We start from the raw sequence: 19,539 nt of genomic DNA, 5'->3' as shown, positions 1-19,539 counted from the left end.
TGTCAGTGCACGGTGAACGTGCCGGTCAGCGTCGCTTCGGTGACCCCGGGACAGGTTTGTTCGGTGGTCACGGTGTTGTCGTCGGTGGCGGAGTGCCCGGCGAGCGTGCCGGAGTCGATGGTGATCGGGAAGGTAGCCGGGCCACCACCTTTGGACTTGGCCTGGTTGCCCGCGGCTTTGCTGCTGGTGGTGCTCGTCAGTACTTCGCCGCCGCCCGGCTCCCACCTCACCACCCTCCCCGGGTCCACACCGAGTCGAACCCGCAACAACACCGTTGCCGACCGGAACCTGTCGGTGCCCGGCGCTATCCTGCGCGCATGAAGCCGTGGGACTACGAATTCGCCGCCGAGGTCTGGCAGGCACCAGGCGCCACCTGGCATTTCGTCGCGGTTCCCGAGCCGGTCGCCGACGATATCGCCGACCGGCATCCCCGCACCGGACCCGGTTTCGGCGCCGTCCCGGTCACGGTCTCTGTCGGCGCGACCACCTGGTCGACATCGGTGTTCCCGGACAAGAAGCGCGGCACGTACATCCTGCCCATGAAGAAGCCGGTCCTGCAGGCCGAAGAGCTGGCCGAGGGCGATACCGCACACGTGCGGCTGCGCACCGGCCGCTGAGCGAGCGCATCACACCGGACGCGAGCGCGTCCCGCGCACGATGACACCAACCACCGTGCGCACATACGACTCGCTGAACCCTTCACCGCGCAGCACGAGATGCGTCCACAACGCACCCGCGAGCAGGTCGACGACGACCGCCGGATCTAGTCCGGCCGGGATCTCACCCCGTGCGGCGGCGCGGTCGAAGATCACCTGCTCGCGTTCGAGCCGATCGCCGAAGAAGCGATGCCCCACCGAGGCGAGCTCGGGGCGTGAGGCCGACGCGGACAGGACCGCTGTGACGATGGGTGAGGTGTCCTCGGCGGTCAGCAGCCGGCCGATCTCGAGCCCGAGCGCGGTCAGGTCGCCTTCGAAGGTGCCGGTGTCGGGAATCGAAATGCGCAGGGGCGCGGCAACAGTCAGCGCCGCGGCGAGCAGCGCGTCTTTCGACGGCCACCAACGGTAGAGCGTCGTCTTGTTGACACCGGACCGCCGGGCGACCGCTTCCATCGTCAGGTCGTCGTAGCCGTCCCGGGCCAGCAACTCCAGAGCACAGAGGTAGATCGTTTCGGCTTTTCGCGGGCCCGAGGTCGTCACCCGCCCGACAATACAACGCAACGTTGCGTTGTACTGTCAGCAGAGGTACGTTTGCAACGCAACGTTGCGTTGCATTACCTGAGGAGGGGTAGCTATGCCGGATCGTCTACCGGTGGTTTTCGTCCATGGAATTCGGATGAGCGGGGCGGCGTGGACGTTGGTCGCCGACCGCGTCGGCCGGGTGCGCCCTGTCACCGCTGTCGACCTGCCCGGCCACGGGCGCAGACGCGGCGAACGGTTCACCGTCGCCGGATCCGCCGAAACGGTCTGCGAGGCAATAGATTTCCTCGGTGGCCGTGCCCTGGTCGTCGGACATTCGCTGGGTGGGTACATCGGTATCGCCACTACGGAAATGGCTCCGGCGAAGGTGGCGGGGCTCGTTGTCGCGGGTTCGACGTGCGTGCCCTCGCGAACTCTGATGACACCGTTCACTGTGATGCATCGAGTGCTTTCGCGGCAGCCCGACGGCGGCCACCGGGCGAGTTCACGCGTGTTCGACCGGGTCCTTCCATCGGCCGTCGCCCATGCCGTCGAGACCGCTGGTATCGCGACCGAGGTCATCCCCGATGTCGTCGAGGAACTGAGCGGCTTCGACGTGCTCGCCGCCCTCGGCTCCTATGCGGGGCCGATATCCCTGGTCAACGGCCGCCACGATCACTTCCGCGTGCAGGAGCGCCGATTCCTGCGGCAGTGCCGCGACGGCCGCCTGATCGTCGTCGCCGGCGCCGGACACTATCTGCCCCTGATCCATCCGGACCGGTTCACCGAACTCGTACTCGAGGCCGCGACAGCGGCCGAGGCCACCTCCTATCGGTAAGCCCGGCTTACCGCTGCGGCGAGAAGATCGTCGTTGTTCCGGGCTGTTCGCGGCGTCAAGCTGGTGCGATACAGCCCGAGGTTAGGAAAATTGGATGCTTCGACACGACGAATTCGATCGGACCGGCGGTGGCACGATGCTGGTCGCCGACCGGTGTGCACCGGATCTGCGCCACGCGGCGTGCGAGGTGCGCGACGTGCTGAACCGGATCGGCGACAAGTGGTCGGTACTGGTGATCACGGAGCTGATCGGTGGGGCACGGCGCTTTCTGCAACTGCACCGGAGCGTGCCCGGCATCTCCCAGCGCATGCTCACGGTGACCCTGCGCCGACTCGAACGCGACGGCCTGGTGGCCCGCCGGATCTATCCGACGGTGCCGGTGCAGGTGGAGTACACCCTGACACCGGTCGGACGCAGCTTGCTCACGGTCCTCGACGTGGTCGCCGAATGGTCGGTGCGGCACCGCGCCGAGGTGATGTCGGCGCGGGCCCGCTGGGACATCACCGTCGACGCCTGAGCGGCTTCAGGCGAGAGCCTTGAGGACCGCGGCGGCCAGCGGGGCCGACGAGGCGGGGTTCTGACCCGTGAACAGGTTGCGGTCGGTGACAACGTGCGGCGCCCATGGCTCGCCCGAGGTGTAGTCGGCACCGAGCGCGACGAGACGGTCCTCGAGCAACCATTTCGCCTTGTCGGCGAGGCCGGCCTGGGATTCCTCGGCGTTGCTGAAGCCGGTGAGGCGGTACCCGGCGAACGGCGACACGCCCGCGTCGCCGGTGGTGGCCAGCAGCGCGGCGGGTGCGTGGCAGACGACCGCCAGGGGCTTGCCAGAGGCGAGGGCGGCGTTGAGGAGTGCGCCCGAATCCTTGTTCACCGCAAGGTCTTCCATCGGGCCGTGGCCGCCCGGATAGTAGACGGCATCGAATTCGGCCAGGTCGACATCTTCCAGTCGCACCGGATCGTGCAGCTCCTCGGCGCCCTCGATCACCTCCCTGACGCGCTGCGCACCGGCGGCGCCGCCGTTGACCTCCGCCTCGAGGCTGCCCGTGTCGACGGGTGGTACGACACCACCCGGGGTGGCGACCACGATCTGGTGGCCCGCCCCCGTGAAGGCCTCGTAGGGTGCCACGAATTCCTCGGCCCAGTAGCCGGTGGGGTGCTCGGTGCCGTCGGCCAGGGTCCAGTGATCCGCGCCGGTCATCACGAACAGAAATTTAGCCATCGAAGCTCCTTCGGGCTCAGTGGGGAGACCGCCTGTCGAACGGTTCCGCCACCCGAAGGTAGGCCGGGCCGCATCCGATGACCAATAGGCTTGCCGATATCGGACATCGAAATATCGATGGGTCGCTCAGCGGGCCGGGAAACGCAGGATCCGATCGTCGCCGTCGCGGAGGTCGCCGCGGCCGTCGGTGTTGGAGGTGGTGAGCCAGAGGGCGCCGTCGGGGGCGACAGCGACTGTGCGCAGGCGGCCGTAGGTGTCGCGCAGGTAGTCGTGGGGCGCGGTCAGGTCTGCACCGGAAAGGTTTGCCGTCCAGAGCCTTTCGCCGCGCAGGGCGGCGACGTAGAGCGTGTCGCCCGCGATGGCGATACCCGATGGTGAGGCCTCCTCGGTCGACCAGGTGAGCAGCGGATCGGCGAAACCCCGGTCGGCGCCGCCCCCGCCTTCGACGTCGGGCCACCCATAGTCGCGGCCGGGTTCGATGCGGTTGATCTCGTCGAGGCGGTTCTGCCCGAACTCCGCCGCGTACAGCGTGCCGGTCCGGTCCCAGGCCAAGCCCTGCACATTGCGGTGACCCGTGCTCAGCACCGGTGAACCGGGCGTGGGATTTCCCGGCGCGGGCGCACCCTCGGCCGTCAGCCGCAGAATCTTGCCGTTCGGACTGCCGGGATCCTGCGACCGCGACGGCTGCCCGGCATCCCCGGTGCCCACGTACAGCATTCCGTCGGGCCCGAAGGCGATGCGTCCGCCATTGTGGTTGCCCGCCTTGGCGATTCCGCTGAACACCACCTCCACCGGTCCCCCCGGCCGGAATCGGACGATGCGATTGTCGTCGGACGCGGTGAAGTAGGCGTACACGTAGTCGTCGCGGACGGCGAGACCGAGCAGGCCGCCCTCCCCGCGCGCCACTACACCCGGCACCTCGAAGAACGGCTCAGGAGTGCGGCCCGGTACCACCCGCAGAATCCGCCCGGAGTCCCGTTCGGCAACCAGTGCGGTGCCGTCGGGGAGGAAGGCCAGTCCCCACGGCACCTCGATTCCCTGCGCGACCACCTCGGGCACCCCGAGATCGGGTACGCCCTCGGACCGGCTCGGCGCGGTCGAAGAGGCGATCGGCGAGGTCGGCGCGCTCGCCTGCTCGTTCGCGCACGAGGCGACGACGACTACCGCCGCAACGGCGACGACCAGCCGTCGTGCCACTGTCCTGACGCCCATCAGCCGGCGCTCCGTCCCGGTGGGCGCCCCTTCACCACCACCGGTATCGAGGATATCCGGTGGTCTCCCCGACGACGCCCGGTCAGCTGGCCCGTGATCCGAAACAGCCCTGATCATGCTGTGCGCTTATGGCTCTCGGGCTCGACGCTGGTCTTCGGCGACCCGGCGACGCTCTTGTTCGCGGTAGCCGTAGGTGGCTTTGCGTACGGTCACATCGTCTTCGAGGCCCGAGCCGACCGCGCCTGCCACCGTGCCGAGTACCGTCGCCATCAGGGCGATCGTCAGGTAGTCGGAGGGGCCACACGGGCGGCCGAGAGTGCTGGTCAGGTAGTCCGGCGGGATGACGACGGTTACCGCCACCAGGGTGATCGAGTACAGCGCGAGGAAGAACACGATCGTGCCGACGGCGACGGTGCTCACGGTTCCCGCGTTGCGCAACGCCAGATACCGATCGTCCCGGCCGTCGATCCGTCGCTCCCACAGCCCGTGCCCGGCGATGATCCACGCCGACAAGGCGACCAGCGCCGACACCGTGATTCCCGTCAACCGCAGCGGCCCCATCGCCGTGGCCAGCGACCAGATCGAGGAGTACAGCACCCCGAATGCCGTTCCGGCCATCGCACCGGCCAGCGCCGACGACAACCCCACCACCAGCTGCCACGGCCGATTCGCGCGCACCATCCCCGCCAGCAGGCACAGCGAGCCGAACCGCGCGGACCGCACCAATCGCATTTCGCCGCCCTGCTCCACCACTCGCAGTCCACGCGCATTCGGTCGCGTCAGCGCGGCCGAGCGACGCGAGCGCAGGGCTTCGACGATTCGCACCGCGAGTTCACGCAACCGCTGCCGCAGCCGCATCCCACCGAGCGCGGGCAGCGAGATCAGGGCGACTTGATGCGCCGGGTCGATATCGGCGACCAGCACCGATCGTCCGTCGCGCAACGGCAGGTCGGTGACGCACAACGCCAGATCCCAGGTGGTTTCCCGGACGTATTCGCGGGCCTTGTCGATCAGGTGGACGCTGTCGGGATACATCGCCTCGAACGGATCGTCGTTGACGAGCACCCGCCACCCGACCTGTTCACCGACGACCCGGGCGAGTTCGTCCGGCAGGTCGTCGCGCAGCGAGTGGGCGAGCCGGGTGGGCAGGTCGGGGTCGGCGAGTACACCGATCGTCACTTCCGTCATCCACCGACCACCTGTCCTCGCCGTGCACATCTCACTGCTCGCGCGTTCCCTGAACCGCCGCCGGGAAACGACCGGTGATCGCCGGGTCGCGCCCTGTTTCGGACCGCCCGTTCCGGTTAGACGCCACCAATGAAGAATGTTTTCGTCCCCGGTCTGACCGAGTTGCAGCGAGCCGAGATCAGCACAGTCGAGATTCCCGGCGGTCTGCGCCTGCACGGACTGCTCGACTACGACTCGCTGGTCAAGGCCGAGGAGTTCGATTTCGACGAGTTGCTCGACCGTGCCCGCACCGAACTTGATGCCTTCGACGGCACGGTGGACGCCATCATCGCCCACTGGGATTTCCCCACGAGTGTGATCGTGCCCATCCTCGCCGCGGAACGTGGTCTGCCCGCGCCCAGCCTCGAGAGCGTGCTGCGTTCGGAGCACAAACTGTGGAGCCGAATGCTGCAACGCGAGTCGGTACCCGAATGCGTTCCGGACTTCCGCGCGTTCGACCCCTTCGACCCGCACGCCCTCGACAGCATCGATCTCGATTTCCCGTTCTGGGTGAAGCCGGTGAAGGCCCACTCCTCCCAACTGGGTTTCGAGGTACACGATGCCGAGGAATTCGCGGCGGCGACCGAGACCATCCGCGCCGAGATCGGCCGCATCGCCGACCCGTTCGACCAGGCCCTCGCCCGGGTGACGGTGCCGGAGGACGTGCGCGTGGCCGGTGGCCGCACCTGCCTGGCCGAGCAGATCGTCACCGGAACCCAGGCAGCTCCCGAGGGATCGATGGCCGCCGGTGAGTACCGGGTGCACGGCGTGTTCGACATGCGCAAGGACGCCACCGGGCACAGCTTCGCCCACCTGGACTACCCGGCGCGCACGGTGCCGGAGTCGGTGCGCGACACCATGATCGAGGTCAGCGAACGCTATCTGCGCCACGTCGGTTACGACAACGGCTGCTTCAACTCCGAGTTCATGTGGGACGCCGACACCGGGAAGTTGTGGCTGATCGAGATCAACACGCGCATCTCGCAGTCGCACAGCGACCTGTTCGTCAAGGTCGACGGCACCTCCAACCACGTCGTCGCCATCGACGTCGCACTCGGGCGCACCCCCGAAATGCCGCACCGCAAGGGGCGTTTCGCCGTCGCCGCGCAGTGCATGGTGCCGCGCTACGAGGACGGTGTCGTCACCCGCGTGCCCGACGAGTCGCAGATCGAGGCCCTGCGCCGCAGGTTCCCCGACACGGTGGTGAACATCGATGTGGCCCCGGGTGAGCGGCTCTCGGAGCTGCCCAACCAGGACCCCTACCGCTACAAACTGGCCACCCTCTATCTCGGCGCCGCCGACCACGACGAGTTGGAGCAGCGCTACCAGGACTGTCTCGAGGCACTGCCGTTCGAATTCGAGGAGGTCGATTGAGTGCACACGGTCGAGTCGTTCCCGTACGAGGTGCGGGTCACCGAGAACGTTTTCATCCCGATGCGCGACGGCGCCCGGCTGGCGGCCCGCATCTGGCGGCCGGTCACCGAGGAACCGCTGCCCGCGGTGTTCGAATACATCCCGTACCGCAAGCGGGACCTGACCCGCGGCCGTGATGCGCTGAACCACCCCTATCTCGCGGGCCACGGGTATGTGTCGGTGCGGGTGGACCTGCGCGGCAGCGGCGACTCCGACGGTGTGCTCCACGACGAGTACCTGCCCGCCGAGCACGACGACGCCTGCGATGTCATCGCGTGGCTGGCCGAACAGCCCTGGTGCGACGGCAATGTCGGCATGATGGGCATCTCGTGGGGTGGTTTCAACAGCCTCCAGGTCGCCGCGCACCGGCCACCCGCGCTCAAAGCTGTCGTCAGCGCGTCGGCGACGGAGGATCTCTACGTCGACAACATGCACTACATGGGCGGGTGCCTGTTGTCGGACAACCTGTCCGAGGCGACGGTGATGTTCGCCTTCAACAGCCTCCCGCCGGACCCGGCGATCGTCGGTGACCGGTGGCGCGAGATGTGGCACGAACGTCTCTCGGGCAGCGGGTTGTGGATCGAGCAGTGGCTGGAACACCAACGCCGCGACGACTATTGGAAGCGCGCCTCGGTGAACGAGGACTACAGCGCTGTGCAGTGTCCGGTGCTCGCCGTCGGCGGCTGGGCCGACGGGTACACCAATGCGATCTTCCGCCTGCTCGAGCACCTCGATGTGCCGCGCCTGGGGTTGATCGGCCCGTGGGGGCACAAGTATCCGCATCTGGGTGTGCCCGGCCCGGCCATCGGGTTCCTGCAGGAGATGGTGCGGTGGTGGGACCACTGGCTCAAGGGCCGCGACACCGCGATCATGGACGAACCGATGCTGCGAGTGTGGTTGCAGGACAGCGTGTCCCCGCACCCGTCTTATGAGGACCGCCCCGGCCGCTGGGTGGGCGAGCCGAGCTGGCCGTCGCCGAATATCGAACCGCGCCGGTTCGTGCTCGGCCGCTACGCCCTCGGCGAGGAGCCTGCACCGACGCATCACGTGCACCTGCAGTCGCCGCTGAGTGTCGGCATGTTCGCGGGCAAGTGGGCGTCCTACGCCGCGACTCCCGACCTGCCGTCGGACCAGCGCGACGAGGACGGTGGCTCACTGGTGTTCGAGACCGAGACCCTCGACCAGCCGTGCGAGATCCTCGGCCTGCCGATCCTGGACCTCGAGGTCTCGGCGGACCGCCCGAACGCGATGCTGGCCGCCCGGCTCTCGGACGTGGCACCCAACGGCGAGGCGACCCGGGTCACCTACGGCCTGCTCAACCTCACCCACCGCGACGGCAGCGCCGAACCACGTCCGCTCGAACCGGGGCGCACCTATCGGGTTCACCTGCCGCTCAACGGGATCGCGCATTCCTTCCCGCCCGGGCACCGGATCCGGCTCTCGGTGTCGTCGTCGTACTGGCCGCTGGCCTGGCCGTCGCCGGAACCGGTGATGCTCACGATCAATACCGGAACGAGCACACTGACCCTTCCGCAACGCGCGCCGCGGGCCGAGGACGCGACCCTTCGCCCCTTCGGGGAACCGGAGGCCGCGCCACCCGCGCCCGCGACGCATGTCGAACCAGGACAACACCATTGGAAGGTCGAGCGCGATCTGGCCAGTGGGGTGTCGACCCTGGAGATCGAGAACGACCAGGGCACGATCGTGCTCGACGACATCGGGACCTCGGTGCGCCGCGCCACCACGGAATGGTTCAGCTTCCAGGACAACGACGTCACCTCTGTGCGTGGTCAGACCCGCACCGTGCGCCGCCTGGAACGCGACGACTGGCGAACCGAGGTGGTCACCGACACCGTATTACGGTGCACCGCCGACGAATTCGTCATCGACGCCCAGCTCGACGCCTACGAACTGGAGGACTCCCCCGCCGACCCGCGCTCGCTGCGCAACCGGGTGTACTCACAGAACTGGCACCGCCGGATACCCCGTGATCTGGTCTGAGCCCGTCAGTCCAAACAGAACTCGTTGCCCTCGGGATCGGCCATCACGATGAACCCGGCGCTCATGGGCGGTTCCGGCTCGAAACGCCGCAGGCGGGTGGCTCCGAGGGCGACCAGGCGCTCGCATTCGGCTTCCAGGGCGGTCATGCGCTGCTCGCCCTGGAGGCCGGGCGCGGCCCGCACGTCGAGGTGGACGCGATTCTTGGCGACCTTGTCCTCGGGCACCCGCTGGAAGAACACACGCGGGCCTTCCCCGTCGGGGTCCTCGATCGCCGAGCGCGAATTGTGTTCCTCGGCAGGCACTCCGATACGGGTGAGGAACTCGTCCCACGCGGCGAGCGGGTCGGCGCCCTCGGGAAGTTCTACACCGGGCGGGCCGGGGTGCACGTAACCGAGCACTTCGCGCCAGAAGATCGACAGCGCTCGTGGGTCGTGCGCGTCGAAGGTGATCTGCACGTGGCGGCTCATGGGCATCCTTCCAAAGTGGCTTTCGCCGATTCTTTGACCACATCGGCTATTTCGTGTCGCGAGCGTAGAGCACGCATCTGACGTAAAGCGCCGTTCCCGCGCTCGACCAGGGCGGCGACCGCTCCCGTGACGAAATCGAAGTCCCCCGCCTCACGCAACGCAGGTCCGATGCGATCGATGAGTTCGGCGAGCAGTTCGCGATGCGGCAGCACCCGGCCCTCGATCGGGTCGAGCCCGTCACCGAAGAAGCCGGAGTGCGCGGCGTTCCAATACGCCGCGCGCAGTACCTCGCTCGGCACCGCCGTGGCGGGTTCGTCGCGGGCGATCGCGGCCAATCCGGTGCTCACGATCCCCCGGATCAGCGCGGCGAGCAAAGCCGATTCCTCGGCCGTCGCGGGCACGTCGCTCACCCGGACCTCCACGGTGGGAAAGGATTCCGACAGGCGGATGTCCCAATACACCATCTTGTTGTCGAGGATGCTTCCGCTGGCGAGCATCATCGCCACGATCGCCTCGTACTCGTCCAACGAGGAGAAATACGGTGGCGGGCCCGCGCTCGGCCAGCGCCGCCACAGGATGCTGCGCCAACTCGCGTACCCGGTCTCGCGGCCACGATAGATCGCCGAATTCGCGGTGAGCGAGAGCAGCACCGGCAACCACGGACGCACGTGGTTGCTCACCTGCACCGCCGTCGCCCGGTCGGGCACCCCGACGTGCACATGGCACCCACACAGCCCCTGCTCGTGGGCGATCATGCCGAAGGTGTGGGCGATGCGCTGATAGCGCGGCGTATCGGTGACCGGGTACCCCTCGGGGACCGTCGGCGGCACGGCGACCGCGAGCAGGGAGGCGTCGTGCTGTGCGGCGCATTCGGCGACCCGCCGGCGCGAGGTGCGCAGTTCGGTGAGCAGCTCACCGATGTCGGTGTGTACGCCGGTGCTGGTCTCCACCTGACAGCTGGTCAGCTCGAGTTGCAGATCGATGCCTGCCTTCTCGGCGGTCGCGGCGACCTCGGTGTTCTTCGGTGCGGGCGCGCCGCTGACGGGGTCGGTGAGCAGGAACTCCTCTTCGACTCCGACAGTCGGTACCTGTGCGGGCCTACCCACGGCGATCCTCCTCCACCGGCGTGAACGAGCGTGCTGGGACGATACCCGCAGGTGAGTGAGCCAAACAACAGATACTTTGTGCACTAACTGTTCATGGGCTAACCTGACTGCGTGACCGAGATCGACGACCCGCTGCGGCTGGATCGGCAGGTGTGTTTCGCCCTCGCCGTGGCCAACCGCTCGGTCCTTGCCGTCTACCGCCCGCTGCTCGATCCGATGGGCCTGACCCATCCGCAGTACCTGGTGATGCTCGCGCTGTGGGGCCAGACGCCGATGTCGGTCAAAGCCGTCGCCGATGCCGTCCAGCTCGATTCGGCCACGCTGTCACCGCTGCTCAAACGGCTCGAGTCCGCCGGGCTCATCACCCGCCGCCGCGACCCGAACAACGAGCGAACCCTGCTGATCGACCTCACCGCGGCGGGACGCGCACTGCGTACCGAGGCCGAACGCATCCCGCCCGCGGTGGTGGAACGACTCGGCGTGAGCCTGGCCGAACTGGAAGAACTGCGCGATGTGCTGGGCCGGGTGAACACGGCCGCACGCCACGCCGAGGAATCGAGGCAGAACCGATGACCACCCCGAACCTCTGGCAGCGCCTGCGCTACATCGGCGGTGCCACCTTGCCGCCGTCGATGTCGGACTGGGTGCTGGCCGACCTCACCGGCCCCGGCGCGACGCGGCGCTATCTGCTGCGCATCCTGGTTCCGGTGCTGCCGCTGCTGTGCCTGTTCCTGTTGACGCCGGGGCCGCTGTGGATCGGGTTGTCGATGATGGCGCTGCTGTATCTGCCGCTGATCTACTTCACCGTCGCGCTGGTGTACGTCTACCGCAGGCACCGGCTGGTCAGCCACGGGTTCGATCCCGAACTCGCCTTCGTAGCGCAACGTCGTCGCGCCGATGCCGACCGGGCCGCCTACGAGCAGCGCCATCGTCCCTGAATCACACTGCGGCCCCGTCGTTGTGCCGCGTCCGGCTACTTCGGAACCAGCGCACCCGTGAGATCGGCCTCCTTGATGGGCGTGTCCGGGTTCGCCTGGGCACTGCACATCAGGTCGATCGCGCCGATCGACAGGTCGATGGTGTTCTGATCGATCTGCGCGTCCTCGCCCCGTTCCTGCTCGAGGAACTTGGTGACGGTGGTGCGCTTCTTTTCCGTGTCCTGCGCGGTGAATTCACTGCACGGGGTGTCCCCACCCTTGTTGACCGCCTTCTCCGCCTCGGCACACCCTGCCGCCAGCGTGCCGAGCGCGGCCACGGCGAGCGCCGTGGCGCAGGCCTTCCTCCGTAGCGTCATCGTTCGCCTTTCCTTCGCAAAGGGCCCGGCAATCCGGGCCTCGTTGCCCGCTTTACCCGAATTCGGCCGGTCGAATACGACGACGGCTCGCCCGGGCGCGGCGCGCGTGACGGCCGGTGCGCCTGTGGGAGTGCGACAATCGGCGGAGAGTTCCGCCTGTACACAGTTCCATTCGGATGGCTTGGCCGTGACCTGCGTTCACGGTCGGCCCGCGAGGCACTCGTCTCGCCGCGGAGAGGATCGGACCGATGCATGAGGGTGGCGCGACAACCGACCGGCCGGACCTACCGGACGGCGACTCCGCGAGTAATGGGCAGGTCGTCCGCATTGCGTCGGTAGCGGCGCTCGGCGGTTTGCTGTTCGGCTACGACAGCGCCGTGATCAACGGCGCGGTGGCCGCGATTCAGGACGAATTCGACGTCGCCGACGCCGCGCTCGGCTTCGCCGTCGCCTCAGCACTGCTCGGCGCCGCGGCCGGTGCCATGACGGCGGGCCGCATCGCCGACCGCATCGGCCGCATCAAGGTCATGAAGATCGCCGCCCTGCTGTTCCTGATCAGTGCGATCGGCACGGCCTTCGCCCCCGACCTGTGGGTGCTGGTACTCGGCCGCGTCATCGGCGGGCTCGGCGTCGGCGTGGCCTCGGTGATCGCGCCCGCCTACATCGCCGAGACCTCACCCGCCAACATCCGCGGCCGGCTCGGATCGCTGCAACAGCTCGCGATCGTCCTCGGTATCTTCTTGTCCCTGCTGGTCGACTACGTCCTGGCCCATCTGGCCGGCGGCGCGGGCGAGCAGCTGTGGTTCGGGCTCGAAGCCTGGCGGTGGATGTTCCTGTCGATGGCGGTTCCGGCCGTGGTCTACGGCCTGCTCGCCTCGACGATCCCCGAATCCCCGCGCTTCCTCGTGGCGACCCATCGGATTCCCGAAGCACGAAGCGTGCTGTCGACGCTGTTCGGCCAGCGCAACCTCGAGGTGACCATCGGCCGCATCGAGCACAGCCTCGAGGGTGAGACCAAACCGTCGTGGCGCGATCTGAAGAATCCCGCGGGCAAGATCTACCCGATCGTCTGGATCGGCCTGATGCTCTCGGTGTTCCAGCAGGCGGTCGGCATCAACGTGATCTTCTACTACTCGAACGTGCTGTGGGAAGCGGTGGGTTTCGAGGAGTCCAGTTCGTTCCAGATCAGTGTGTTCACCTCGGTGGTCAATATCGCCACAACCATCGTGGCGATCATGCTGGTCGACAAGGTCGGGCGCAGACCGCTGCTGCTCACCGGTTCCATCGGCATGACCATCACCCTGGCCACCATGGCGGTGTGCTTCGGGACCGCGCCGCAGGTGCCCAATGCCGAGGGGGTGCTCGAACCGCACCTGACCGGTGTTCCCGGTGTCCTCGCGCTCGTCGCGGCCAATCTGTTCGTGGTGTTCTTCGGGATGAGCTGGGGTCCGGTGGTCTGGGTGCTGCTGGGCGAGATGTTCCCCAATCGCATTCGCGGAGCGGCCCTCTCGCTCGCCGCCGCCGGTCAGTGGGCGGCCAACTGGGCGATCACGGTGAGCTTCCCCAGCCTTAAGACGTTCTCACTGGGTTTCGCCTACGGCATGTACGCGGTGTTCGCGCTGCTGTCGCTGCTGTTCGTCGCCAGGTTCGTGCCCGAGACCAAGGGCAAATCGCTCGAGGACATGGACGAGGCCACCGGCTACCAGCATCCGACCGCGACCGCCTGATCCGCACCTTCGATCACCTCCCGGAGGGCCGCCATGAACCCGTGGACCGTTGTCGAGAACGAATGGAATCCGCACCGCGCCAACTATTTCGAGACCATCTTCACCGTCGGTAACGGCCGCCTCGGCACCAGGGGCTCGCTCGAGGAGCGGCATACCGGCTCGCTGCCCGGCACATTTCTGGCCGGGGTGTACGACGCCTTCGACGCACCGGTCGTCGACCTGGTGAACGCGCCGGACTGGCTGGTCACCGAGGTGTTCGCCGACGGAGCCCGGCTCGACACCGAATCGGCGGCGGTGCTCAGCCATCACCGCGAGCTCGACCTACGCCGCGGAGTCCTCACCCGCGAGACCGTCTTCGCGGTGCCCGACGGTGCGCGATTCGTGCTGCGCACCGAACGTTTCGCGAGTATGGCCGATCGCGATCTGTGCTGCCTGCGGGTTCGGGTGACCGCACTGGATCGCGCGGCCACGGTGACGATCCGCACCGGAATCGACGGGCACCGGCGCAATCGCGAGCGACTGCCCACCTACCGTGAGGACACCGAGTTCGGGTACGACCGCAAGTGGGACAAGTGGGCGCTGTCCACCCACTTACGTTCCACCGGAACCGGATTCACCGATGGCGTGGGAATGCTCGAATGCCGGACGATCGACAGCGGTGTCGACCTGGCCTACGCGTTGCGTACCGAGTTGCCGACCACACCGCAACGCCGCGTCGAGGTGCGCAGTCACGAGTCGATCGCGGTCGAAGTGGACTTCGCCGCGGCGGCGGGCGAGACGGTCGGCGTCGACAAATTCGTCGGCGTCGCCACCAGTCGTGATCCGGAAGCCGCTGCGGCACCGGGCGATCGGGCGCGAGCGACCGTCGCGCGGGTCACCGATTTCGACCAGGCGTGCACTGCGAACGCGGCGGCGTGGGAACGGTTGTGGGCCGAATCGGACTGCGAGGTGGTCGGCGACGACCGCGTCACCCAGGCCTTGCGCTTCGCCGTCTATCACCTGCTCATCGCCGCCAATCCTGACGACCCCACGGTGAGCATCGGCGCCAAATCCCTGTCCGGCGAAGGGTATCGCGGCCACGTCTTCTGGGACACCGAGATCATGCTGCTGCCGTTCTACCTGTTCACCCAGCCGCGGGCGGCTCGTGCCCTGCTCGGTTACCGCCACCACACCCTGCCCGGCGCCCGCGAGGTCGCTGCCGACAACGGCGCCACCGGAGCCCGCTTTCCGTGGGAATCGGCGGACACGGGCCGCGAGGAATGCCCGCAGTACACCCACGACGGCTCGGGCCGCTTCTACACCAGGGAGGAGGAACTGCACGTCACCGCCGATGTCGCGTACGCCGTCATCCGCTATACCGGGGTCACCGGTGACGACATGTACCTGTTCACCGAGGGCGCGCCGATCCTGTTCGAGACCGCCCGCTACTGGGTACAGCGATGCGAACCCGAGGGCGACGCGCTGGTGCTGCGAACGGTGATGGGGCCGGACGAATTCCATTCCCACGTCGACAACAACGCCTTCACCAACCGGCTGGTGCGCTGGCACCTGGAACAGGCCGCGGCGGTCTATCGGCGGATGGCCGCCGAACAGCCGGAACTGCTTGCCGCCCATGCCGAACCGTTGGCGCTGTCGGCAGCCGAAGCCGAGCAGTGGGTCGATGCGGCCCGGCGAATCCGCGTGCCGGTCGACCCCGACTGCGGTGTGATCGAGCAGTTCGACGGCTATTTCGAGCGCACCGTCGTCCCCATCACCGAATGGGACGACAACGACATGCCGCGATACCCGGCGGGTTTCGACCACTTCAACTGTGAGGACACGTCACTGCTCAAACAGCCCGACGTGGTGATGCTCATGCATCTGCTCCCCGAGGAGTACTCGCTCGAGACGCGCAGGCAGAACTACTTGTTCTACGAGGCGCGCACACTGCACAAGTCGTCGCTGAGTCCCTCCATCCATGCCATCGTCGGCTTGCGGGTGGGCGAGGCGGACACGGCTGAAAGATATTTCGGCCGTTCGGCATTCGTCGATCTCGACGACAATCAGGGCAATACGGAAGAGGGCATCCACATCGCGTCGGCGGCGGGCACCTGGCAGGTCGCCACGCACGGGTTCGGCGGGTTCCAGGCCACCCGCGACGGATTGCGGTTTTCCCCCGCGCTGCCCTCGTCGTGGCAGCGGTTGCGGTTCTCGGTGCACTGGCGCGGGCGAGTGGTGCGCGCCGATCTCGGCCACCACGACGCCCGGTTCGAGCTGATCGGTGACGGCCCCGCCGAGAACATCAGCGTGTGGGGAGATCCCGTGCAGGTGGGGCCGGGTGAGGTCGTCGAGGTGCGTGCGCCCGAAAGCGTCGCCTCATGACCGAGCGGGTGGCCGTACAGCAGGCCGCCGCCGTGCTGTTCGACCTGGACGGGGTACTGACCGATACCGCTGCCGTGCACCGCCGCGCGTGGACCACGCTGTTCACCGAGTTCCTGCCACCACAGGTCGCGCCGTTCACCGATGACGACTACTACAACCTCGTCGACGGCAAACCACGGATCGACGGCGTGCGAGCGGTGCTGTCCTCGCGCGGGCTGCGACTACCCGACGGCACCGTCGACGACGTGCCCGAGGCAGCCACCGTGCACGGCCTCGGCAACCGGAAGAACGGGCGATTCACCGAGATCGTGCACCGCGACGGGGTCGACGTGTTCGACGGCTCGCTGCGTCTGGTCAACGCCCTTGCGGCGCTTCGGATTCCGATGGGAGTGGTTTCCAGCTCGCGCAACGCGGTGCTGGTGCTCGACACCGCCGGCCTGCTCGACAGATTCGCGGTGATCGTCGACGGCACCGTCGCCGAGCGTGACGGGCTCGCCGGCAAGCCCGATCCGGCGATGTTTCTCGCCGCCGCCGGAGCACTGGGTGTCGAGCCCGCCGAGACGATCGTCATCGAGGACGCGGTATCGGGCGTCGAGGCAGGTCGTCGCGGCGGTTTCCGGGTGATCGGGGTCGATCGCGGCACGGGCCCGGCCGCCCTGCGTGCGGCGGGCGCCGATGTGGTGATCGGTGATCTGGCCGACCTTCTCACCTAGGCCCTGTTTGCGTTCGGTGGCCCCGGGTAGACGCCCCGTGGGTCCCAAGGATGGCCCATCGATCACCTGTGGTCGAGCGTTCTGTCCGGAAGGAATGCCATGAGCTTGGCAGACAAGGCGAAGAACAAGGCCGAAGAGCTGGCCGGCAAGGCCAAGGAAGCGACCGGCAAGGCCACCGACGACCGCGATCTGCAGAACGAGGGCCGCGGCGACCAGGCCAAGTCCAACCTGAAGGATGCCGGCGAGAAGGTCAAGGACGCTTTCCGCGACTGATCCGGCTCCCCTTTTCGCACTGTGGCCCCCAGCTGACAAGCGGGGGCCACAGTTGTATTCCTTGACAGGAATATTCTTCATGGTGAATACTTCTGGCCATGGAAGAGATCGCAGCCGCACTCGGCGACAGCGCACGGTGGCGCATCGTGGAACTTCTCGCGCAGCGGCCTCGGTCGGTCGGCGAACTCGCCACCCATACCGGGTTGCGTCAGCCGCAGACAACCAAGCACCTCCAAACGCTCGCCAAGGCGGGTCTCGTCTCGGTGTTCCCGCTGGGGCAGCGGCGGGTCTACGCCGTGGAACCCGGCCCGTTGCGGGAGCTCGACAATCGGTTGCGCGCGATGCTCGCGACCATCGAGGAGCACGCCGACGAGCGGGATGTGGTGGAGCGCTATCTGGCCGCTATCGAAGCCGAAACCGCCGCAGCACAGCATGATCGGTGGGCCGACGGGCGCAGCTTCACCTTCGAGCGGACGTTCGGGATCGCGCCCGAGGTGCTGTGGCGGCACTGGGTGGATCCGGATTTGCTCGCCCAGTGGTGGGTGCCGCCGTCGATGACCATCACCGACTGCCGGATCGAGCCGTTTCCCGGCGGCCGGGTGGTGCTCGACTACCGCGACGACGACGGTGGGCATTACCGGTCGACGGGACGAGTCGTCGAGGCCGACGAACCCCACCGCCTCGCCTTCGACCTGTCGGTACTCGACGCGGCAGGCGAAGTCTCCTTCACCGGCCACTACACCCTCGGTTTCGAGCACGACGGGTCCGGGACCCGATTCCGGCTCGACCTCGTCGTCGCCGAAACCACGGTGGCGGCAGCCTCTTTCATCGCCGGTATCGAAACCGGCTGGTCCCAGGTCCTCGACAACCTCGACAGGAAAGCCCGATCATGAGCACTCGCCGCGTCGCCACCAACATCAGCCTCACCCTCGACGGCCGCTACCACGGACCGGCCGGCCCGGCCGATCTCGGCGCCATCGTCACCTACGCGAGCACCGAAACCGCCCGCGACTACCTCAGCGGAATTCACGCCGACGCCACAACCGCGGTTCTCGGGCGCGGCAACGCCGAGGGATTCCTCGGCTACTGGCCGACCGTCGCCGCCGACGAGCACGCCGACCCGCGCGACCGCGCCTACGCGAAGTGGCTCGTCGACGTGGACAAGGTGGTGCTTTCTAGCACGCTCACCGAATCACCTTGGGAGCGAACGCGCGTCGTGAACGCGCCCGCCGCCGAGGTGATCACCGAATTGAAGAGCTCCGGCACCGGCGACATCCTGGTCAACACCAGTCCGACGATCGTGGCCGACCTGCTCGCCGCCGATCTGATCGACCGCCTGCATCTGATGATCGTTCCCGAGATCGCCGGGGGCGGCGCGCTGTTCTTCACCGACGGGCTGCCGGCTTCCCGGTGGACACTGACCAGCCACACCGCCGGTACATCCGGCGAGCTCGCCCTCGTGTACGACCGCGCACGCTGAACCGACCCCGACCCCGACCCCGACCGCTACGGCCGCGGCGCCACGTCACCGAGCGCGCTGAGCACGAACTCGTTCACCGGGTCCGTGCGTTCCAGATGGACCAGGTGCCCCGCACCCGGAACCTGCACCACCGCACGGAGATCGGTCACATTGGCGCGCAGCGTGGCCAGCGGGTCGCGGCCGCTGAAACCTTCCATGTCGGGGTCGTTCTCGCCGTAGAGGAAGTAGGTCGGGACGGTGACGGGACGGCCGGCCAGCGACTCGGTGAGGTGCCAGTTGCGGTCGAGGTTGCGATACCAGTTGAGGCCGCCGGTGAACCCGGTGCGCTCGAATTCGGTGGCCAGCGTGTCGAATTCGGACTCACTGAGCCAGGACCACGGCAGGTCGGGCGCTTTCGGCAGGACATCGAGATAGCCGAGCCCCGGCGGGTTCTTCCAGGTGTCGAGGTAGTGGTAGTCCCCGGAGAGCGAGTAGTAGACCCTGGCCAGGAATTCACGGGGACGCTCGGCGAGTTCGGCGTCGGCCCGACCGGGTTCCTGGAAATAGGACAGGTGCAGGAAGTGGCGCTGAGCGGCCTTGGTCCAGAAATCGGACGGCGGGCGGGGTGGGCGCGGTGCGAAGGGATTGTTCAGCACCACCGCGGCGGCCACCCGTTCGGGCGCACGCAACGACAACTCCCACACCAGCTGGGCACCGAAGTCGAGGCCGACGAAAACCGCCTGCCGCGCGCCGATGTCGTCGAGGAGGGCGAGCAGATCGCCGATCACGGCGGCATTCGTGTACGCCTCCACGTCGTCGGGCGCCTGCGTGCGTCCGTAGCCGCGCAGATCGGGCGCGATCGCGTGGAAGCCGGCCTCGGCGACGGCCGCGAGCTGGCGGTGCCAGATATAGCCGGTGTGCGGGAAGCCGTGGCAGAACACCACCGGATACCCCTGCCCCTGCTCGGTCACATGTAGCCGGACGTCGCCGGCGTCCAGGAATCGATGCCGAAGTTCCACCAGCGCCTCCAAGAATCTAGAACGTGTTCCTATTT

The 19,539-nt window shown here is 67.7% G+C and carries 22 protein-coding genes; 13 read left to right on the top strand and 9 right to left on the bottom strand.

Going from position 1 to position 19,539, the window contains the following annotated elements:
• Positions 1-2: 2 nt before the first annotated feature.
• Positions 3-230 carry a hypothetical protein gene (locus ACSVDM_RS27435; protein WP_439268679.1) on the bottom strand — a complete coding sequence of 76 codons (228 nt, stop codon included), beginning with the start codon at positions 228-230 and terminating at the stop codon, positions 3-5.
• A gap of 87 nt (positions 231-317) precedes the next feature.
• On the opposite strand from ACSVDM_RS27435, the gene ACSVDM_RS27430 reads away from it, so the two are divergent.
• Positions 318-617 carry a DUF1905 domain-containing protein gene (locus ACSVDM_RS27430; protein WP_439268678.1) on the top strand — a complete coding sequence of 100 codons (300 nt, stop codon included), beginning with the start codon at positions 318-320 and terminating at the stop codon, positions 615-617.
• Positions 618-626: 9 nt separating this feature from the next.
• Here the strand turns inward: ACSVDM_RS27430 and ACSVDM_RS27425 are convergent, their stop codons facing one another.
• Positions 627-1,196, bottom strand: a complete 570-nt coding sequence (locus ACSVDM_RS27425; RefSeq protein WP_439268677.1) for a TetR/AcrR family transcriptional regulator — start codon at positions 1,194-1,196, stop codon at positions 627-629.
• Positions 1,197-1,290: 94 nt separating this feature from the next.
• Between ACSVDM_RS27425 and ACSVDM_RS27420 the strand changes: the two genes are divergently transcribed.
• Together ACSVDM_RS27420 and ACSVDM_RS27415 are read left to right on the top strand one after the other, a co-directional pair.
• The gene (locus ACSVDM_RS27420) at positions 1,291-2,013 is read left to right on the top strand and encodes an alpha/beta fold hydrolase (RefSeq protein ID WP_439268676.1); all 723 of its coding nucleotides are present in this window, start codon (positions 1,291-1,293) and stop codon (positions 2,011-2,013) included.
• Positions 2,014-2,107: 94 nt separating this feature from the next.
• Positions 2,108-2,530 (top strand): winged helix-turn-helix transcriptional regulator, encoded by a 423-nt coding sequence (locus ACSVDM_RS27415; RefSeq protein ID WP_245655360.1) that lies wholly within the window; start codon positions 2,108-2,110, stop codon positions 2,528-2,530.
• A gap of 6 nt (positions 2,531-2,536) precedes the next feature.
• Here the strand turns inward: ACSVDM_RS27415 and ACSVDM_RS27410 are convergent, their stop codons facing one another.
• The 3 genes from ACSVDM_RS27410 to ACSVDM_RS27400 form a co-directional block, all read right to left on the bottom strand.
• On the bottom strand, positions 2,537-3,232 hold the full coding sequence (locus tag ACSVDM_RS27410; protein WP_439268675.1) for a type 1 glutamine amidotransferase domain-containing protein: 696 nt from the start codon (positions 3,230-3,232) through the stop codon (positions 2,537-2,539).
• A gap of 126 nt (positions 3,233-3,358) precedes the next feature.
• On the bottom strand, positions 3,359-4,444 hold the full coding sequence (locus ACSVDM_RS27405) for a PQQ-dependent sugar dehydrogenase (RefSeq protein ID WP_439268674.1): 1,086 nt from the start codon (positions 4,442-4,444) through the stop codon (positions 3,359-3,361).
• Between the two features lie 126 nt (positions 4,445-4,570).
• Complete coding sequence (locus tag ACSVDM_RS27400; protein WP_439268673.1) at positions 4,571-5,632, bottom strand: hypothetical protein; 1,062 nt, start codon at positions 5,630-5,632, stop codon at positions 4,571-4,573.
• Between the two features lie 129 nt (positions 5,633-5,761).
• Between ACSVDM_RS27400 and ACSVDM_RS27395 the strand changes: the two genes are divergently transcribed.
• Positions 5,762-7,045, top strand: a complete 1,284-nt coding sequence (locus ACSVDM_RS27395; RefSeq protein WP_439268672.1) for an ATP-grasp domain-containing protein — start codon at positions 5,762-5,764, stop codon at positions 7,043-7,045.
• The gene (locus ACSVDM_RS27390; RefSeq protein WP_439268671.1) at positions 7,046-9,085 is read left to right on the top strand and encodes a CocE/NonD family hydrolase; all 2,040 of its coding nucleotides are present in this window, start codon (positions 7,046-7,048) and stop codon (positions 9,083-9,085) included. It begins immediately after the preceding gene.
• 5 nt (positions 9,086-9,090) lie between these two features.
• Here the strand turns inward: ACSVDM_RS27390 and ACSVDM_RS27385 are convergent, their stop codons facing one another.
• Both ACSVDM_RS27385 and ACSVDM_RS27380 read right to left on the bottom strand, forming a co-directional pair.
• Positions 9,091-9,552, bottom strand: coding sequence for a VOC family protein (locus ACSVDM_RS27385; protein ID WP_439268670.1), 462 nt, complete (start codon positions 9,550-9,552; stop codon positions 9,091-9,093).
• A complete protein-coding gene (locus tag ACSVDM_RS27380) occupies positions 9,549-10,658 on the bottom strand; it encodes a glutamate--cysteine ligase 2 (RefSeq protein WP_439268669.1) in 1,110 nt (369 codons plus the stop codon). The genes ACSVDM_RS27385 and ACSVDM_RS27380 overlap by 4 nt, the downstream gene beginning before the upstream one ends.
• A gap of 111 nt (positions 10,659-10,769) precedes the next feature.
• Here ACSVDM_RS27380 and ACSVDM_RS27375 point away from each other — a divergent pair, with 111 nt between their 5' ends.
• Both ACSVDM_RS27375 and ACSVDM_RS27370 read left to right on the top strand, forming a co-directional pair.
• Positions 10,770-11,231, top strand: a complete 462-nt coding sequence (locus ACSVDM_RS27375; RefSeq protein WP_439268668.1) for a MarR family winged helix-turn-helix transcriptional regulator — start codon at positions 10,770-10,772, stop codon at positions 11,229-11,231.
• A complete protein-coding gene (locus ACSVDM_RS27370; RefSeq protein ID WP_439268667.1) occupies positions 11,228-11,596 on the top strand; it encodes a DUF5313 family protein in 369 nt (122 codons plus the stop codon). Before ACSVDM_RS27375 ends, ACSVDM_RS27370 begins: the two co-directional genes overlap by 4 nt.
• Before the next feature lie 35 nt (positions 11,597-11,631).
• On the opposite strand, the gene ACSVDM_RS27365 is transcribed toward ACSVDM_RS27370, so the two are convergent.
• Positions 11,632-11,952, bottom strand: a complete 321-nt coding sequence (locus tag ACSVDM_RS27365; protein ID WP_067494023.1) for a hypothetical protein — start codon at positions 11,950-11,952, stop codon at positions 11,632-11,634.
• A gap of 248 nt (positions 11,953-12,200) precedes the next feature.
• On the opposite strand from ACSVDM_RS27365, the gene ACSVDM_RS27360 reads away from it, so the two are divergent.
• The 6 genes from ACSVDM_RS27360 (at position 12,201) to ACSVDM_RS27335 (ending at position 18,506) form a co-directional block, all read left to right on the top strand.
• A complete protein-coding gene (locus tag ACSVDM_RS27360) occupies positions 12,201-13,679 on the top strand; it encodes a sugar porter family MFS transporter (RefSeq protein ID WP_067494021.1) in 1,479 nt (492 codons plus the stop codon).
• 33 nt (positions 13,680-13,712) lie between these two features.
• The gene (locus ACSVDM_RS27355) at positions 13,713-16,040 is read left to right on the top strand and encodes a glycoside hydrolase family 65 protein (protein WP_439268666.1); all 2,328 of its coding nucleotides are present in this window, start codon (positions 13,713-13,715) and stop codon (positions 16,038-16,040) included.
• Positions 16,037-16,753, top strand: coding sequence for an HAD family hydrolase (locus ACSVDM_RS27350; protein ID WP_439268665.1), 717 nt, complete (start codon positions 16,037-16,039; stop codon positions 16,751-16,753). The genes ACSVDM_RS27355 and ACSVDM_RS27350 overlap by 4 nt, the downstream gene beginning before the upstream one ends.
• A 99-nt stretch (positions 16,754-16,852) precedes the next feature.
• Positions 16,853-17,026: a CsbD family protein gene (locus ACSVDM_RS27345; RefSeq protein ID WP_067494014.1), complete on the top strand. Its 174-nt coding sequence runs from the start codon at positions 16,853-16,855 to the stop codon at positions 17,024-17,026.
• Positions 17,027-17,124: 98 nt separating this feature from the next.
• Entirely contained in the window at positions 17,125-17,919 is a 795-nt protein-coding gene (locus tag ACSVDM_RS27340) for a metalloregulator ArsR/SmtB family transcription factor (protein WP_439268664.1), read from the top strand.
• Positions 17,916-18,506: a dihydrofolate reductase family protein gene (locus ACSVDM_RS27335; RefSeq protein ID WP_439268663.1), complete on the top strand. Its 591-nt coding sequence runs from the start codon at positions 17,916-17,918 to the stop codon at positions 18,504-18,506. Before ACSVDM_RS27340 ends, ACSVDM_RS27335 begins: the two co-directional genes overlap by 4 nt.
• Positions 18,507-18,532: 26 nt before the next feature.
• Here ACSVDM_RS27335 and ACSVDM_RS27330 read toward each other — a convergent pair whose 3' ends face one another.
• Positions 18,533-19,507, bottom strand: coding sequence for an alpha/beta fold hydrolase (locus ACSVDM_RS27330; protein ID WP_247606902.1), 975 nt, complete (start codon positions 19,505-19,507; stop codon positions 18,533-18,535).
• Positions 19,508-19,539: the final 32 nt, after the last annotated feature.

The organism is Nocardia sp. JW2, assembly GCF_051843015.1.
In the GTDB taxonomy this organism is placed as follows: Bacteria; Actinomycetota; Actinomycetes; order Mycobacteriales; family Mycobacteriaceae; genus Nocardia; species Nocardia coubleae.
Note: the sequence above shows the minus strand (reverse complement) of the source record. Positions and strands in the feature narration are given on the sequence as shown.

Excerpts from the sequence above, each read along its gene's own strand:
- ACSVDM_RS27430 (WP_439268678.1), top strand. The coding sequence starts at position 318 with ATGAAGCCGTGGGACTACGAATTCGCCGCCGAGGTCTGGCAGGCACCA.
- ACSVDM_RS27420 (WP_439268676.1), top strand. The coding sequence starts at position 1,291 with ATGCCGGATCGTCTACCGGTGGTTTTCGTCCATGGAATTCGGATGAGC.
- ACSVDM_RS27415 (WP_245655360.1), top strand. The coding sequence starts at position 2,108 with ATGCTTCGACACGACGAATTCGATCGGACCGGCGGTGGCACGATGCTG.
- ACSVDM_RS27410 (WP_439268675.1), bottom strand. The coding sequence starts at position 3,232 with ATGGCTAAATTTCTGTTCGTGATGACCGGCGCGGATCACTGGACCCTG.
- ACSVDM_RS27405 (WP_439268674.1), bottom strand. The coding sequence starts at position 4,444 with ATGGGCGTCAGGACAGTGGCACGACGGCTGGTCGTCGCCGTTGCGGCG.
- ACSVDM_RS27400 (WP_439268673.1), bottom strand. The coding sequence starts at position 5,632 with ATGACGGAAGTGACGATCGGTGTACTCGCCGACCCCGACCTGCCCACC.
- ACSVDM_RS27395 (WP_439268672.1), top strand. The coding sequence starts at position 5,762 with ATGAAGAATGTTTTCGTCCCCGGTCTGACCGAGTTGCAGCGAGCCGAG.
- ACSVDM_RS27385 (WP_439268670.1), bottom strand. The coding sequence starts at position 9,552 with ATGAGCCGCCACGTGCAGATCACCTTCGACGCGCACGACCCACGAGCG.
- ACSVDM_RS27370 (WP_439268667.1), top strand. The coding sequence starts at position 11,228 with ATGACCACCCCGAACCTCTGGCAGCGCCTGCGCTACATCGGCGGTGCC.
- ACSVDM_RS27365 (WP_067494023.1), bottom strand. The coding sequence starts at position 11,952 with ATGACGCTACGGAGGAAGGCCTGCGCCACGGCGCTCGCCGTGGCCGCG.
- ACSVDM_RS27360 (WP_067494021.1), top strand. The coding sequence starts at position 12,201 with ATGCATGAGGGTGGCGCGACAACCGACCGGCCGGACCTACCGGACGGC.
- ACSVDM_RS27355 (WP_439268666.1), top strand. The coding sequence starts at position 13,713 with ATGAACCCGTGGACCGTTGTCGAGAACGAATGGAATCCGCACCGCGCC.
- ACSVDM_RS27350 (WP_439268665.1), top strand. The coding sequence starts at position 16,037 with ATGACCGAGCGGGTGGCCGTACAGCAGGCCGCCGCCGTGCTGTTCGAC.
- ACSVDM_RS27345 (WP_067494014.1), top strand. The coding sequence starts at position 16,853 with ATGAGCTTGGCAGACAAGGCGAAGAACAAGGCCGAAGAGCTGGCCGGC.
- ACSVDM_RS27340 (WP_439268664.1), top strand. The coding sequence starts at position 17,125 with ATGGAAGAGATCGCAGCCGCACTCGGCGACAGCGCACGGTGGCGCATC.
- ACSVDM_RS27335 (WP_439268663.1), top strand. The coding sequence starts at position 17,916 with ATGAGCACTCGCCGCGTCGCCACCAACATCAGCCTCACCCTCGACGGC.